Source organism: uncultured Shewanella sp. (assembly GCF_947501225.1).
Lineage (GTDB): Bacteria > Pseudomonadota > Gammaproteobacteria > Enterobacterales > Shewanellaceae > Shewanella.
In genome coordinates, this window is record NZ_CANMUW010000012.1 from 115,219 (window position 1) to 131,046 (window position 15,828).

At 50.3% G+C, this 15,828-nt stretch carries 15 protein-coding genes; 5 read left to right on the forward strand and 10 right to left on the reverse strand.

Translation table 11 applies throughout. The features are described from left to right. Window positions 1-141 precede the first annotated feature (141 nt). The 3 genes from hutH to hutC all read right to left on the reverse strand — a co-directional run bounded on the left by hutH (window position 142) and on the right by hutC (window position 4,199). On the reverse strand, window positions 142-1,674 hold the full coding sequence (hutH, locus tag Q1B47_RS16290) for a histidine ammonia-lyase (protein ID WP_299795759.1): 1,533 nt from the start codon (window positions 1,672-1,674) through the stop codon (window positions 142-144). 3 nt (window positions 1,675-1,677) lie between these two features. Then, window positions 1,678-3,348, reverse strand: a complete 1,671-nt coding sequence (gene hutU, locus Q1B47_RS16295; RefSeq protein ID WP_299795761.1) for a urocanate hydratase — start codon at window positions 3,346-3,348, stop codon at window positions 1,678-1,680. Window positions 3,349-3,497: 149 nt separating this feature from the next. Next, on the reverse strand, window positions 3,498-4,199 hold the full coding sequence (gene hutC / locus Q1B47_RS16300; RefSeq protein ID WP_299795763.1) for a histidine utilization repressor: 702 nt from the start codon (window positions 4,197-4,199) through the stop codon (window positions 3,498-3,500). A 220-nt stretch (window positions 4,200-4,419) separates the two neighbouring features. On the opposite strand from hutC, the gene hutI reads away from it, so the two are divergent. Together hutI and Q1B47_RS16310 are read left to right on the forward strand one after the other, a co-directional pair. Beyond that, window positions 4,420-5,646 (forward strand): imidazolonepropionase, encoded by a 1,227-nt coding sequence (gene hutI, locus Q1B47_RS16305; RefSeq protein WP_299795765.1) that lies wholly within the window; start codon window positions 4,420-4,422, stop codon window positions 5,644-5,646. Between the two features lie 87 nt (window positions 5,647-5,733). Next, window positions 5,734-5,886, forward strand: coding sequence for a hypothetical protein (locus Q1B47_RS16310; RefSeq protein ID WP_299795767.1), 153 nt, complete (start codon window positions 5,734-5,736; stop codon window positions 5,884-5,886). Between the two features lie 243 nt (window positions 5,887-6,129). Here the strand turns inward: Q1B47_RS16310 and Q1B47_RS16315 are convergent, their stop codons facing one another. The 4 genes from Q1B47_RS16315 to Q1B47_RS16330 form a co-directional block, all read right to left on the reverse strand. After that, window positions 6,130-6,861, reverse strand: a complete 732-nt coding sequence (locus Q1B47_RS16315; protein WP_299795769.1) for a hypothetical protein — start codon at window positions 6,859-6,861, stop codon at window positions 6,130-6,132. Window positions 6,862-7,331: 470 nt separating this feature from the next. Continuing rightward, a complete protein-coding gene (locus tag Q1B47_RS16320) occupies window positions 7,332-7,880 on the reverse strand; it encodes a porin family protein (protein WP_299795770.1) in 549 nt (182 codons plus the stop codon). Between the two features lie 223 nt (window positions 7,881-8,103). Further along, on the reverse strand, window positions 8,104-9,285 hold the full coding sequence (locus Q1B47_RS16325) for an alpha/beta hydrolase-fold protein (RefSeq protein WP_299795772.1): 1,182 nt from the start codon (window positions 9,283-9,285) through the stop codon (window positions 8,104-8,106). A gap of 139 nt (window positions 9,286-9,424) precedes the next feature. Beyond that, the gene (locus tag Q1B47_RS16330) at window positions 9,425-10,138 is read right to left on the reverse strand and encodes a tetratricopeptide repeat protein (protein ID WP_299795775.1); all 714 of its coding nucleotides are present in this window, start codon (window positions 10,136-10,138) and stop codon (window positions 9,425-9,427) included. Between the two features lie 345 nt (window positions 10,139-10,483). Between Q1B47_RS16330 and mtnC the strand changes: the two genes are divergently transcribed. After that, window positions 10,484-11,161, forward strand: coding sequence for an acireductone synthase (gene mtnC / locus Q1B47_RS16335; RefSeq protein WP_299795778.1), 678 nt, complete (start codon window positions 10,484-10,486; stop codon window positions 11,159-11,161). 338 nt (window positions 11,162-11,499) lie between these two features. Here mtnC and Q1B47_RS16340 read toward each other — a convergent pair whose 3' ends face one another. Then, window positions 11,500-12,270 carry a DUF4344 domain-containing metallopeptidase gene (locus tag Q1B47_RS16340; protein WP_299795781.1) on the reverse strand — a complete coding sequence of 257 codons (771 nt, stop codon included), beginning with the start codon at window positions 12,268-12,270 and terminating at the stop codon, window positions 11,500-11,502. A gap of 97 nt (window positions 12,271-12,367) precedes the next feature. On the opposite strand from Q1B47_RS16340, the gene Q1B47_RS16345 reads away from it, so the two are divergent. Beyond that, window positions 12,368-12,802, forward strand: a complete 435-nt coding sequence (locus tag Q1B47_RS16345; RefSeq protein ID WP_299795784.1) for a thioesterase family protein — start codon at window positions 12,368-12,370, stop codon at window positions 12,800-12,802. Between the two features lie 85 nt (window positions 12,803-12,887). Beyond that, window positions 12,888-13,079 carry a GNAT family N-acetyltransferase gene (locus Q1B47_RS16350; RefSeq protein WP_299795856.1) on the forward strand — a complete coding sequence of 64 codons (192 nt, stop codon included), beginning with the start codon at window positions 12,888-12,890 and terminating at the stop codon, window positions 13,077-13,079. A 71-nt stretch (window positions 13,080-13,150) separates the two neighbouring features. Here Q1B47_RS16350 and Q1B47_RS16355 read toward each other — a convergent pair whose 3' ends face one another. Together Q1B47_RS16355 and Q1B47_RS16360 are read right to left on the reverse strand one after the other, a co-directional pair. Then, the gene (locus Q1B47_RS16355) at window positions 13,151-13,555 is read right to left on the reverse strand and encodes a thioesterase family protein (RefSeq protein WP_299795787.1); all 405 of its coding nucleotides are present in this window, start codon (window positions 13,553-13,555) and stop codon (window positions 13,151-13,153) included. 475 nt (window positions 13,556-14,030) lie between these two features. Beyond that, window positions 14,031-15,827 carry a long-chain fatty acid--CoA ligase gene (locus Q1B47_RS16360; protein WP_299795789.1) on the reverse strand — a complete coding sequence of 599 codons (1,797 nt, stop codon included), beginning with the start codon at window positions 15,825-15,827 and terminating at the stop codon, window positions 14,031-14,033. Between the last annotated feature and the right edge of the window lies 1 nt (window position 15,828).

A 15,828-nucleotide genomic window follows, 5' to 3' on the forward strand; every position in this document is an offset into this window, starting at 1 on the left:
ACCTGACCGGTACAACACAGACAAAAGCCTTAAGACCTATGGAGTATCAGGGTTAAAGCTTTACCTGCAGACAATAAAAAAGGGCCCAGAGGCCCTTTCGACTTTTACTTTCAGCTTATCCTTCCGAGCAATGCCGATGACTTACAGGCTTGGCAGTATCCCGGCAGGCAGGTATGCGTTGAAGCTTGCAGATATCAGCAGGTCGGTGGCAGCCTCGATATCCGGGCCGAAGAAACGGTCCTTATCGTAGTAGGTCACTGACTCGCGCAGCTCGGCCTTTGCCTGGCTGACGGTGTCACTTGGCTGCAGAGGACGGCGAAAATCCAGTCCCTGAGCCGATGCAAGCAACTCGACAGCCAACACACCACGGGTATTTTCTGACATGTCACGCAGACGGCGCGCCGCAAATGTCGCCATAGAGACGTGGTCTTCCTGGTTTGCCGATGTGGGCAGACTATCGACAGACGCCGGATGAGCAAAGGTCTTATTCTCAGAGGCTAAAGCCGCGGCGGTCACCTGAGCGATCATGAAACCTGAGTTCACCCCGCCATTTTCGACTAAGAAAGGCGGCAGCTTAGAGAGATTAGAGTCGATAAGCAGGGCGATACGACGCTCGGCAATAGAGCCTAACTCGGCGATGGCAATCGCTAAGTTATCGGCCGCCATGGCAACCGGTTCGGCGTGGAAGTTACCGCCCGAGATGATATCTCCGGTATCCTGGAACACCAGTGGGTTATCTGTAACCCCATTCGCTTCCGTAGCCAGCACCTCTGCAGCATGACGGATCTGAGTCAAACACGCACCAAGCACCTGAGGCTGACAACGGAGTGAGTATGGATCCTGTACCTTCTCGCAATCCACGTGGCTCAAGCTGATCTCAGACTCTTCACCTAAGATATGACGGAATACGGCCGCCGAATCGATCTGCCCCTTCTGACCGCGGGCCGCATGAATGCGGGGGTCGAACGGACTACGGCTGCCCATGGCTGCTTCGACACTCATCGCACCGACCACAGAGCTGGCCGCAAACAGATCTTCGGCATTGAATAAGCCCTCTAAGGCTAATGCCGTCGATGCCTGCGTACCGTTAAGCAGGGCTAAGCCCTCTTTCGCTGCAAGCTCAATAGGCTTAAGGCCGGCGATCTCCAGCCCCTCTTTGGCACTCAGTATCTCACCCTTGTAACTCATCTCGCCCTCACCGAGTAACGGCAGGCACATATGAGAAAGAGGAGCCAAATCACCTGACGCGCCCACCGAACCTTTTTCCGGCACACAGGGATAAACCTCGGCATTGACCAGTGCAATAAGGAAGTTAATCACCTCGAGACGAATACCCGAGAAGCCGCGGCTCAATGAGTTGATCTTAAGCACCATCATCAGGCGCACGGTGGCATCTTGCATATATTGACCGGTACCGGCAGCGTGCGACAACACGATTGAGCGCTGTAGTAGCTGCAGATCATCGGCAGCGATCTTAGTGTTAGCCAGCAGACCGAAGCCGGTATTGATACCATAAACCGTGCGGCCTTCATCTAACACCTGCTGAACCAGGCCGGCACTGGTGTTGATGTCGGCAATTGCACTGTCGGCAAGCTCAAGGCTTACCTTGCCACGACTGATCTCTCGGATTTGAGAAAGGGTCAGGGTCCCCGGATTTAGTACTAAATGACTCATGGATTACTTCTCCAACATCGGCAGATCTAACTTCTGCTCTTTTGCACAATTCTTAGCGATATCGTATCCGGCATCGGCGTGACGCATCACACCTGTCGCAGGGTCATTCCATAGCACACGGCCTAAACGAACCGCGGCCTCATCACTACCGTCTGCAACGATAACCACACCCGAGTGCTGGCTGAAGCCCATCCCCACACCACCGCCGTGATGCAGTGAAACCCAGGTCGCACCACTCGCCGTATTCAGCAATGCATTCATCAATGGCCAATCTGAAACTGCATCGGAACCATCGAGCATAGACTCAGTCTCACGGTTAGGGCTGGCAACCGAGCCTGAATCCAGATGGTCACGGCCGATGACAACCGGTGCCGAAAGTTCGCCATTTTTAACCATCTCGTTGAAGGCCAGTGCCAGACGGGCACGGTCTTTCAGGCCAACCCAACAGATACGTGATGGCAGCCCCTGGAACGCGATGCGCTCACGGGCCATGTCCAGCCAGTTATGCAGTTGTGGGTTATCAGGTATCAGCTCCTTAACCTTGGCGTCTGTCTTATAGATATCTTCCGGGTCGCCGGATAGTGCAGCCCAGCGGAACGGACCAATACCCTCACAGAAGAGAGGGCGAACATAGGCAGGTACGAAACCAGGGAAGTCGAATGCATTTTCAACCCCCTCTTCGAATGCCATCTGACGTATGTTGTTACCATAGTCGGTGGTCGCGGCGCCGGCAGCCTGCAGTGCCAACATCGCCTTGACCTGCACCGCCATAGATTGCTTAGCCGCCTTCACCACGGCCGCCTCATCTTTCTTACGCATCTCGGCGGCGTATTCTAGCGTCCAGTTCTGTGGCAGGTAGCCATTGAGGGGATCGTGTGCCGATGTCTGATCGGTCACCACATCCGGAGTGATACCGCGCTCGACAAGTTCGGCAAATACGTCGGCAGCATTGGCAAGCAGACCCACAGAGACAGGCTTACCGCTCTTGTTCGCCTCATCGATCATCGCCAGGGCTTCATCGAGGGAGTCTGTTTTCTTATCCACATATTTAGTACGCAGACGGAAGTCGATACGGGTCTCATCCACTTCACAGGCCAATACCGAGTAACCGGCCATAGTGCCGGCCAGCGGCTGAGCGCCCCCCATGCCCCCCAGACCACCGGTCAGGATCCACTTACCCGATGAGTCGCCATCGAAATGTTTATTCGCCATGGCGGCGAAGGTTTCGTAGGTGCCCTGCACGATCCCCTGCGAGCCGATATAGATCCAGGAGCCCGCCGTCATCTGGCCATACATGGCCAGGCCTTTCTTATCCAGCTCGTTGAAGTGTTCCCAGTTAGCCCAGTGCGGCACCAGATTAGAGTTAGCGATGATCACGCGCGGCGCGTTACTGTGGGTCTTGAAGACACCGACAGGCTTACCCGACTGAACCAACAGGGTCTCATCCTCTTCCAGACGCTGCAGCACTTCGATTATCTTGTCGTAGCACTCCCAATCACGGGCCGCACGTCCGATACCGCCATAAACCACCAGGTCCTCCGGGCGCTCGGCAACATCGGGGTGCAGGTTGTTCATCAACATACGCATAGGCGCTTCGGTTAACCAGCTCTTACAGCTTAACTTTGTGCCGTGTGGCGCTATGATGCGACGGCTTGGGTCGTGTCTCTTATCCATCTTGCGTAACCTCATTTCAATTTGTTGGTGCTTATTTTTGCCCTCTCACTCCCCATTGAGAGTAGAGAGACGTATTGCTGTTATTTTTATTGCTTTACTTGTGTTGCTTGAATGGCTCAGAAATAAAACCAAGCCATCGATATATATTTTTAGAAAGTCAGGTGACCACCTAATCTGAATCTTGTCCCCGGATGGATCAGCCTGGCGTAGCTCACCACTCCCTTGCGTGACCAGGTACGGCGAATGATCTGCAGACAGGGCTCGCTCGGCTCTATCTCAAGATGTTGTCGATTGTGCTCATTGGCCACCACGGCCTCCAGGGTATGACGAGCCTCGGTAAGCGGGGCAACCTGGGACAGATATTCGTGGGGCGTCTGCAGGGTAAAGTCCTGCAGCAGATAATCCGGAACCAACTTAGGATTAACGAAACGCTCCTCCAGCTGCAGCGGTACACCTTGCTCACAGTGAACCAACACCGAGTAGTAGACCTGAGTCCCGATCTCCAACCCCAGGGCGATGGCTATGGGTGCTGTCGCGTCGGTTTGAGTCAGCTCGAGTTGCTTAACGCTATAGCCATGACCCCTGTCCTTAATCTCATCTGCAATGTTGCGAATGGCCATCATGGAGGACTGAGATTTTAGCTCGGCGACGAAAGTGCCCAACCCTTGAGAGCGCTCTAACACACCATCGTCGGTCAACTCAGTTAACGCGCGGCGCGCCGTCATTCTGCTGCATTCAAACAGCTCAGCCATCTGGTTCTCCGAGGGAACACGGCTATGCTCCTCCCACTCACCGGATTCGATGCGGGCTAAAATATACTGCTTTATCTCTGCAAACTTGGGCGTTGCCATACCAATCCTCTGATTGTCCACTACACTTGTGCTTACGTCGGCGGTTACACCATTCGTCACTCGTCGGTGGTACCTGTCCTCAAAGTATTCTCGCTCTGAGGTCTTCCATAATGTTCAATAACTCGGCTATAATCCTAGCTTGTATATACAAGTAAATACAAGTTGGATCACAACTTTTATTTCCAAAAGAAGATGAACAGTTCAAGAGTGAGGGAAAAATATGTCTTGGGATCAAGTCTGGATTGACGTCAACGTTGCGACTATGTCTCCTTCAGTATCAGCGCCTTACGGAGCGATAACCGATGCAGCCATTGCGGTGAAAGAGGGCCGGATAGCCTGGATAGGCCCTCGCTCAGAACTCCCCGAATTCGATGTGCTGTCAACGCCGGTTTACAGGGGCAAAGGCGCCTGGATCACGCCGGGACTCATCGACGCTCACACCCATCTAGTATTCGCCGGTAACCGGGCAAACGAGTTTGAACTTCGACTTCAAGGGGCGAGTTACGAAGAGATAGCACGCAGCGGCGGCGGTATCATCTCCACCGTTAAAGCCTGCCGTGAAGCCAGCGAAGGAGAGCTTTTTGAGCTGGGCCGAAAACGTCTTAACGCCTTGGCGAAAGAGGGAGTCACCACGGTCGAGATCAAATCCGGCTATGGCCTGGAAACAGAGACCGAGCTCAAACTGCTGCGCGTCGCCCGCGAGCTTGGCAAGCATCACCATGTCGATGTCAAAACCACCTTCTTAGGTGCCCATGCCATTCCGCCGGAGTATAAAGACAACGCCGAAGGTTATGTGAACTTAGTGATAGACGAGATGCTACCCGCGGTTATCGGGGAAAACCTTGCCGATGCGGCCGATGTTTTCTGTGAAAATATCGCCTTCAGCGTCGAACAGACCGAGCGGGTACTGAGCGCGGCGAAAAATGCCGGACTCGATATCAAGCTTCACGCGGAGCAACTCTCGAACCTTGGGGGCTCGGTGATGGCCGCCGGCCTTGGCGCCAAGTCGGTGGACCATATCGAATATCTGGACGAGACGGGCGTTAAAGCCCTGAGTCAGAGTGGCACCTGCGCCACCCTGCTTCCCGGCGCCTTCTACTTCCTGCGCGAGACTCAGATGCCGCCGATTGAGCTGTTGCGTAAACATAAGGTACCTATGGTGCTGGCCAGCGACTACAACCCGGGATCGTCGCCGCTCTGCTCCAGCCTGTTGATGCTTAACATGGGCTGTACCCTGTTCCGCCTGACACCGGAGGAGGCGCTTGCGGGGATGACGCGCAATGCCGCCAAGGCGTTGGGAATAGAGGATAATGTGGGCATTTTGGAGGTTGGGATGCAGGCGGACTTCTGTCTGTGGGATATCACGACACCTGCTCAGCTTGCCTACTCCTATGGCGTAGGGGTGTGCCTTGAGGTAGTGAAGGCCGGACACTTGGTCCATCAGTAGGTTGGCGGCCTGAGCGATGAGGCAGACTCATCGTTATTTATCGTAACCCTAACGGGTATTGATATTTAGCGGGCTTGATTGATAACCATGGCTTCATGGTTATCAATCGCCTCCCAGCGGGGAATGTGCAGACACTTCAGTGGTACGCTGCAAGTATATCCCTATAAGCTCGACGGTGGCATCCATGCCACCAACGCCCACTGCTGCGTCTACACCGAGTTAGCTATCTCTTCGAATTAGGTTTGAATAAAACGAGATATGCAAGTACTTCCCAGGTTCGCTGGCTTTTGATTTCATAAAAGTCCATCCATGGGCGCTCTGCGATTTCAAACAACCTCCATGTTTAAAATCCAGTTCGGCATCCTTGCCTCTCGTTCGAAGAGTATCACTTTGTGATACCTCACCCTGTCATCGAAGCTCGCAGCCGCACCTACACTAGGTAATTAATCTCTTCGATTTAGCCGTAGTAGTTTAAAAAAATCTCTATTTAACAGGAATAACTACGGGATCAGGTTCCAATAGCTTATTTTCTTTTATCTCATTGTAATAATGAATCACTCTTGATTTGCGAATTTCAATCTGCTCTTGAGCTTTAGTGGCAAACTCAACTAAACCATTAGTTGAAATATCAATCTCTGTTTCAGTTTTAATACCATTTACCTTTACCCACCACTTACCATCACCGAACTTATAGTTTTCACAGTTAGGTTTATCACCACTCTTAAAGGATATGTTTGGAGTCCAAGACATTGCAGCTCTCTTATCCATAGGGTTAGAAATTTGTTCTGAATTCTGGTGAATAAATGATTTATCTCGAATAAATTGAGCCTTAGCATGAAACAATTTATCTATTTCCAACTTTGGTTTTTTTACCTTCAACCTATAATATTTCGAGCTCAACTTATAAAGTTGTGTTAGTAATTTATCCAGAGCTTGAATGCATGCAACATAGTATGTGGCTATGTCAAAAAGTGATTTTATATAGAACCTTACATTTTCCTTTTCGTACAAAATAAAACTACACATCACCTCAGAAGTTACAGCTAACCTATTGTCGACTATCTCGCAATGCACCTTCCAAGAGTCTAACTCCATTTGAATAAAGCTAGCTAAATGGTCAATATTCCAAATAAGGTTTGGGTCAGGAATAAGCTCCCCCTCACGAGTCCACTCTTTCAACTCTCTCTCACCCAACAAAAATTCAGATAACTCCACATTTCCTCCTAATGAATCCACTGCAAAAGAAAGAACTATAGAGTTCTCATTCTTATTCTGATGAATGATGGCCATTCACTAATAGAGTAATTTTAACTTACAAATAGACAAGGTAGTTGGTTTTATTGGACACGAATCAACTAAACATGATTTGGTTATGTATACCCAAACTTCTCTGTAGATACGATAAATCCCCGTTGGAAGTTGCCTGAGGGTGTCGTAGAAAATAGCGTAAGACCCACATGGATGTGGGGCTAGTTTTCGGGGGGCTTGGATGCCCCATCGGAAACGCTAGGTCTTTTCAAGAAAGACCGAAGGACCACAACTTCGCCGGGGCGTTAGGGTGGGTGCAAGGAGGGCGAGGACGAGCAGTCCTCCTTGCCCTGGTGTGGAATGGAATTCCACGACTTTGATCCAAACGAAGTTTGGAAAACAGAAAACGAGTAGACCTATGATCGATACATAGGTAGCTAGAATCTGTAATGTAACCCGATACCAAACTGCTTCAGGCTGATATCGGCATAATAATCTTCCAGCTCGCTGTATTCAGGATCAGTTTCGCTCATCTCATAAGAGAGACGCAACGCCAGAGACTCTGTCAGAGTCACATCCACACCGGCGCCAAACAGCCAGCCTGTGCCGCGATAATCTTCGTCAACACCGTCATCGTTGCTGTAGGTCTTGTTGACGATCAAGCCCGCCTTCAGATAACCGGTGACACTGTCGGTAAAGGCATGTCTAATCACGGGGGAGAGTGTCACCGCCGCAATCCTCAAGTCCATCTCATCAATAAAACTATCGGTCAAAAAAAAGCTTGCCTCGATACCAAAGGTATCATTGAAGTTGTAACCGCCATAGACGCCGCCTCCTATGGCAGACTCATCTAAGGTACCGATATTGTCTTCTACATTGGTGTGATTAACCTGGCCACCCAGATAAAATCCCAGATCGTCGGCGGCAAGAGCGGGGGTCGTTGCGGCCAGTAACATGGCTGCGGTTAACAGAGAGTTGAATTTCATTGCTGTCCCTATAGTTGTGTTTACTGCATCCGGAAAATGAATAACAGTAAGAGTCCATAAAAGCGTTTACATATTAACCTTTTACCGGCATAAAGACAAAATCCCTGCTGTGACATCTATCGTGAAATTACCGACTGTTTTCAGGGGCGATGCGCCCGGCCAGAAAAAGAGTTGAAGGGAGTGCTGGGGGAGCAAACTCCCCCACTTTGTCATAGCTGGCGATTTAAAGCCGTTTTTTATCTTTATAAGCCGCCAGACTCTCTGAGTATCTCTTGGTCCAGAACGGGTGGTCGGTGTTATCCAGCGCCAGCTGTTCATGCCTGATGGCCAGCTCAAACTCTTCCATCTCTGCATAGGCGTTTGCCAACGCATGGTGAGCCGTATGTGACTCAGGTGCCGCCTCCACCGCAAGCTGATAAACCACCAGCCCTTTTACTGCATCCCGGCTCGACTCGGCCTTGGCCAGGGCGATCAGAGAGTCGGTGGCGGGAACCTCGAAACCATATTTCTCATCAGAGAGATAACGGTAGTACTCCAGTATCGCCTGGGCCCCCCGACTTGAGATCTCAGAATCTGGTTTCAGCACCTGATGAATGTCATTAAAGAGCAGCTCGATACCATAGGCGGTCGCCAGGATCGGCTGCGTCATATAGTAGCTGCCATCGAAACGCTTGATATGGTGATCCAGCAGCTCATTGGCGTTGCTCTTTATAATTGACTCCATCTCTGCAAAACTAGCCAGCTGTCGCTGCTCGAAGCCGCTGTCACTGGTACTCATCAGCAGAAACCTTGGCTTGCCTTTCATGGCCGCGAGTTTCTTGGGGGCGTCCTTGATGACGTAGGCAAAGTCCCGGCTCAGCACCGGACTGGCGGCGAAATAGGCATTAAACAGGCTGGGACGATTGAGCAGGGTGTAGAGAGTGAGGCCCCCATTGCCGGTGAAACCATTGAGAATACGAAAGCCATTGGTCCGGTACTTTTTATCAATTGCCGGTAGCAGCTCCTGCTCCATAAAGTCCAGCAGCAGATCACTGCCCTGCTCCTCTATGGCCTGTACCTTCAACTCTCCCAATCCGGCATGGCCATCGGGAGCGGTCACGATAATGGTTTCAAGCCAGGGCCAGTCGCCATTATGGCTCATCCAGTCATGCATACCACTCAGGTAAGCTTGACTGCGAGGGTGAAAGTCCAACAGAACCACATACTCTTTATCACTTTTCTTGCCATAACTCGGAGGCAGAGTAACGATAAATTCGGCTGGCTCTTTAAACTGATCCGATGAAACGGTCAGCCTCTCCACCTGACTCAGGCGGGTTATCGCCGTCGAGTCTTTGGCAAAAAGGTTAACACTGAACAGCATTCCGGATATGCATAGGGCGACGATAAAAGCGGTATTTCTGAGCATGAACCTTCCCTGTATGAGTTCGACAACGGCGTTTCGCTTTCTATTTTGAGTAGATTTAACAAAGCTACAACATGCACAGGGAGATTACAAACCACATGGGGTGAGCTGCGGCACCTTGAAGCGCCGCATGGTGCCCCAGCTACCAGGTCGACATCAGAAACTCACGAATTCGTTCGCGATCGGACTCGGTATTACAGGCTATCATCTCTGAACAGGTTCGCCCCCGCAGCAAGCTTCCTGTCGTGCCTCCCGCATCGGGGACCGTCCCCCGAAGCGTAGCAATATGATAGGTGAGCACCTCCTCCAGTGAGGGAGCACTCACCTCAATGACCTCCATCTCGCCTACAGGAGCCGGTTGCGAAGCCAGGGCTTCTTCGCTCGTAATATCTCTATCCGTGAGTTCTAACTGAATCTTGCTGATACTCGCTAATGCATTGATAGTATCTTGATGGCCATTTTCGAAAGCTCTGGATAGGTACTCCTTCGCTTTGACTCGATCTTCCCCTATCAACTCCCCCTCCAGGTAGAGCAAACCGAGCAGGTGAGTCGCCTCATCGAGATCCTCTCTGTCTGCGGCCCTCAGGTACCTCATCGCTTTTTCAATATCCTGAGTTTCACTCTCCTGCAGATAGATGATGGCGGCTTTATACTGAGCAAACGGGTTACCATACTTTGCAGAGCGCCGGTACCACTTGGTGGCTAAGCGCATATCGACTTCGGTGCCGTAACCGTGGCGATAGAGCTCGGCCAGGGTATACATGGCATCGGAGTGACCATACCGAGCCAGTGTTTTGTATTCCTGGAATGTTCTGCTGCAATCCGTGCTGTCACACGCAGTGATTTGAGCAGGCATGGAACTAACCTTGCTCTTAGCCTCTGCGGCCGGACAGCACAAAAGAACCACGAGTCCCAGTGTATAAATAGAAATGCTTCCTTTCATATTTTCACTCTCTATCCGTTGAAATAATAGTTGAATGAAACAGTATGGTATTCGCTTAGATTTTAATCAAAGCGACTTTAGTTGATGGTATAACGCCTGTATCTGAATCGGCAGATACATCAATTTACCCTTATTCGCCGAATCGACCCCAAGCTGAGACGATAATTAACTGGCCAAATTATGCGTTTCAGCTTAGGATCTGAATTGAAATTTTGCAGATGCATTTTTAGCCAAGATATTGTGGAGTAAGCAGACATTATGGGTATCAGAGCCATAGTTGTAGATACAGCAGGTACGACAACCGACCTTAGCTTTATTAAGGACACACTTTTTCCTTATTCAGCCAAAGCCTTACCCGATTTTCTTAGAGAGAATGAACACAATGTTCTGGTAGAAAACTGCATCTGCGATGTCAGAGATATTGCACTAGAGCCGGAGGCTTCGCTGGAGCGAGTCATCGAGATCCTGCAGCAGTGGGTTACCGAAGACCGCAAAGCGACACCGCTGAAGACGCTTCAGGGCCTGATCTGGAAACAGGGTTATGCCAAGGGTGAGTTCACCGGCCATATTTTCCCTGACTTTATCGAGGCCATCGAATCGATCAAGCAGCAGAATATGCGCCTCTATAGTTTCTCCTCCGGTTCGGCCGAAGCGCAAAAGCTGCTATTCAGTCATAGCGATGCGGGCGATCTGACGCCTAAGTTCGATGGTCACTTCGATACGCGTACCGGCAACAAGCTGTTTAAACAGGCTTACAGCAACATCATCAACACTATCAGCCTGGCACCTAAGCAGATACTGTTTATCTCTGATGTGGTCGAAGAGCTGAAAGCCGCAGAGGAAGCCGGCATGCGCACACTACAGATGGTTCGGGAAGAGGGTCAGCGTACCGGAGCCCATAAGCAGATAAGCAGCTTCAAAGAGCTCAGCTTCTAAGCTTATTCATATTGAATAATGTTAAAGGCACTCCTCGAAGAGTGCCTTTTTTGTGTCTGGAACACTTATGAAGATTTGCCATGGATGGCATAAAATCTTCGTTGTGTCTGGCCACAAATGTTCCCTCGGTAACTGCGTCCTGCGTTACTCTACCTCTTGAGTCCATTCAGTCGTACATTTGTTGGCATTCCCGCCACTGACCCATAGGGCCTGTGGTATTCCTGATATCACTTAGGCATTTCCCACGTCCGTGTGGGTCAGATGGGAAATGTCTTCGAAGCGTCTGGAACGCTTAAGACCCTGGCGATCAGAACACTTATCTTCCAATATTGAACAGCTTATTCTTTCGATAACGGCTCAACCGGGTACATCTCCTTCAACCTGTCCCAATTTTCCGTTTGGCGAAAGTACTCCTCTTCGCAATAGCTGTCCCTCTCCATCTCCAGCTGTGCTTTGGAGATGATCTCCCGGTTCTTTTCAGGATCGCTGCCGTAGATAAGGCATAGAGTCGCGAAGTAACGCTGTGCGTCTAAGCTATGCTCGTCCCAAAAGTGATCATCATCGAAACTGTCAACCTCTTCATCTTCAAGGGCGAAGAGATCGGCGGCGCTCAAGGCAATCTCGTCACCCTCCTCGAAGGAGTTGAGCAGGAGCAGCGTCGCCAGAGTATCGACGGCATCCTCCTCTCTGCCAAGCACTATCACCCGGTTACTATGGATAAAAGCATGACCATATTCATGGGCCAGGGTATGCATAAGCGCATCCTGAGTCGCTTCGACCGCCGTCACCCCTGTTTGCTGATAGTCGTCACCTTCGAAGCGCTTAAGCACCTCGGTGACAAACTGATAAGGAATCCATATCTGCATCCGCTCCGGATCAAACAGGGGGCCATCTTCCGCACCAAACAAAATCGTTAATCTCTGCTTGATGGGAAGGTGATCATCGAACAGAAGCTGCATCTGCTCAGACACTGACTCGATCAGATCGCGCGCCCGCTTATCTTCGGGAGTATCGGCGGGAAGATACTGCTGCCGGGTTAAGGCTGCCGCATCAGGTGAAAAGCAAGCTGGAACAAGTACCAGCATAATAACGAAGAGTATCGCTTTCATATCCACTCTCAAGTCTAAGGGCTATAAGCTTGTTGCCACTATGACATGCTGCTATGCTGAGCCACAAGTTAAACAACCGTTTGAATGCAGGCCGAAAATGGACAAGTTTATCAAGGAGTACCCCATCTATACCGAGATACCGGTAGCCTGGGGCGAGATGGATGCACTGCAGCACGTGAATAATGTGGTTTACTTCCGCTATTTCGAGACCGCCCGAATCGACTTTTTCAATCAGATAAAGCTACTCACCGATCTTCAAAGTGATCAGGTCGGCCCGGTGATCAGTGAAAACAGGGCCCGCTACAAGCGACCGGTCACCTTCCCCGACACCCTACTGGTGGGAGTTTCCATCAGTAATATCAAAAAAGACCGCTTTATGATGCACTACAGTGTATATAGTAAGGCACAAGAAGCGGTAACCACCTTAGGCAGCTCACAGGTGGTGATGTTTAACTTCAAGACGGGCAGGAAGGCCGAGCTGACGCCCGAACTTCTCGATGCCCTCAAGTCCCATGAAACTACAGCTGCTTAATGCACAGATATGAAGAGGTTGGCATATGAATGTAGATGACACAGAGGTAGTTCATCTACTCGATGAACACCAATTTGTTATTGATATGGGCCAGGCGCGGGCAAGCCTCTCCTATGATCTTTTTGATGACCGGATTAATTTCACCCATACTTTTGTTCCAACAGGGCTCAGAGGACAAGGCTTGGCCGAGAAGCTGGTCCGTCATGGTCTAAGCTGGGCCAGATCTGAGCGGCTCGCTATCGAGACAAGCTGCTGGTACGTGCAAAAATTTCTCTAACAACCTTTTTGCTGTACCCGGCAGCCTTAATGCCAAAGGTTATAAGTACATTGATATAACAACAGAAATGACTACTCGCCTGTTAACGCCGAGAGCTTTTGCTTGATCTCATCCGACAGTGGTTGGCTCTTATCTACGCCGTAATCGTAATACACCATGGTCGTCTTGGTCTCGGAGGTTTGCCTGCCCTGCTGCCAGCTCTGCTGGGTCACCTCGAAGCTGCTATTGCCGACGCGGCTAATCCAGGTCTTGATGCTGACCGGGCTACCATAGTTTGTCGGCGAAAGATAAGCGATGTTAAAGCCGGCAACGATGAGATCCCATTTACTGATATCCAGTGTGGGATTAAATATCTCAAATATCGGTTTCCTTGCCGCCTCATTCCAAACCGGAATGATGGTGTTATTGATATGACCCAACGCATCTGTTTCGTTGAACCTGGGATGGATCTCTAAACTAAAGAAGGTCTCTGACACGCCTGAATATCCTTATTGTTATTATTAGTTTCTAATTTGGCTAAAACGTTAACCGAGAACCCCGCGGGATGCAATTTTTTGGCGATTCCAGGTTCTAGGTTCCAGGTTCCAGGTTCGCCACTGTAGGAGCGGCTTTAGCCGCGAACATTTTAGACATAAATACCACTGCTAACCATCCCATGGCTGAGGCATAAATGTTCTGACTGCCATGGTCTTAAGCGTTCCAGACGCTTCGAAGACATTTCCCATCTGACCCACACGGACGTGGGAAATGCCTAAGTGATATCAGGAATATCACAGGCCCTATGGGTCAGTGGTGGAAATGCCAATAAATGAATGGAACATTTATGGTCAGACATAAACCCCCTCTAAGCACATCCCTAAGCTCTTATGAATAGATAGGGGATAAGTACATCCATATACAAAAAAGGGATGCTAAGCATCCCTTCATATCTATCTTAAAATGAGAGAACTATTATCTCCCGTACATCGCATTGATCTCACGGGCATACTTGTTATAGATAACCTTACGACGCAGTTTCATCGTCGGGGTGATCAAACCCGCTTCCATAGAGAAGGCTTCGGGCAAGAGGGTAAACTTCTTAATCTTCTCAAACCCGGCTAGATCTGACTGCAATGTCTTAAGACGATTTTCGAAATGCTCAACCACATGGCTGTGACGCAGCAACTCCATCGGTGACTCGTAGTGGATCCCCTTCTCTTTCGCCCACTCTTCGAGCGCTTCGAAGGCCGGAACAATCAGGGCTGTCACATAGTTCTTTGCATCGGCAACGATGGCAACCTGCTCGATGAATGGACAGCAGCCAACCTTACCCTCGACTCGCTGAGGTGCGATATACTTACCATTTGAGGTTTTCATCAACTCTTTGATTCTGTCTGTGATAAACAGGTTACCCTCTTCATCCATACGACCCGCATCGCCGGTTTTTAACCAACCATCTTCGAACGCAGCAGCCGTATCTTCGGGGCGGTTGTAGTAACCACGCATCACGGTCTCACCACGAACCAGAATCTCATTGTCTTTACCTAACTTCACTTCCATGTCCGGTAACGGCTTACCGTTGGAGCCCGGCACGCGGTTAGAGAGAGTATTACAGGTGATAGTCGCATTGGTTTCGGTCATGCCGTAACCACACAATACGGGTACATCGATACTCTGGAAAAACGCACTCACGTTAGGGTCTAAAGCAGCACCACCGCAGGGCATAAACTTAAGACGTCCACCCAGAACCTGCTTAAGCTTACTGAAAACCAGCTTGTCGGCGAGTTTCCACTGCAGGCTCAAGGCCAGCGACGCTTTGTGACGTCCCTGACCTACTTCAGACTGACGATGTCCGACAGACATGGCCCAGGTAAACATCTTCTGTCTTAGTTCAGGTGCTTTAATCACCTTATCCTGTACCGCACTGTAGACCTTCTCCAGGAATCTGGGCACGACACATAGTGTGTGGGGACGAACCGCGACGATAGCCTCTTTGACAGCCATCGGGTCCTGAAGATAGACGTTGTGTCCTCCCCTGCTGAGCACATAGAAGCTCCAACCACGTTCAAATACATGGCTTAACGGCAGGAAGGCCAGAGAGACATCACCGGGTGTGAATGCCAGCACCTTATCGTGTTGATAGATCATGGAAGCGATATTACGGTAATCCATCATCACACCTTTCGGATTACCCGTCGTCCCGGAGGTATAGATGAGGGTCAGAAGATCATCCAAACAGGCTTCATCGGTACGTTTATCCAGTTCTGCGATGACTTCTGCAGAGTGATTCATGGCGAGCAGGTCGTCAAAGTAGATGTGATTATCATACTCCTTCAGAACAACGCTCTTATCGAAGACCACGATATGGGTCAGGCTGTCACAATGCTGAACCAGCTTACAGGCCATCTCATAATGATCTTTATCGCCGGCAAATATCAGCTTGGCCTGGGCATCATTCACAATATAGCTAGCTTGCTCAAAAGTACTGGTCGGGTAGATAGGCACGACGATGGAGCGGCTCTTTAGGCTGCCGATATCGGCACAGGCCCACTGAGGACAATTTTGTGACAGGATGACGACTCGATCCTGAACTTCGATACCGAATTGAATCAATGCCTGAGCGACCTTCGAGTTGTTCTCATCGAATGATCGCCAGCTCACCTGATCCCAGGGAGCCGCCATTTCGAATCCTTCGAGCGCGATAGCGTCGCCGAGTTCCTGGCTCTGCTGTTTGATTAAACGGGTTAAATGATACTGCTCGAGTGACATA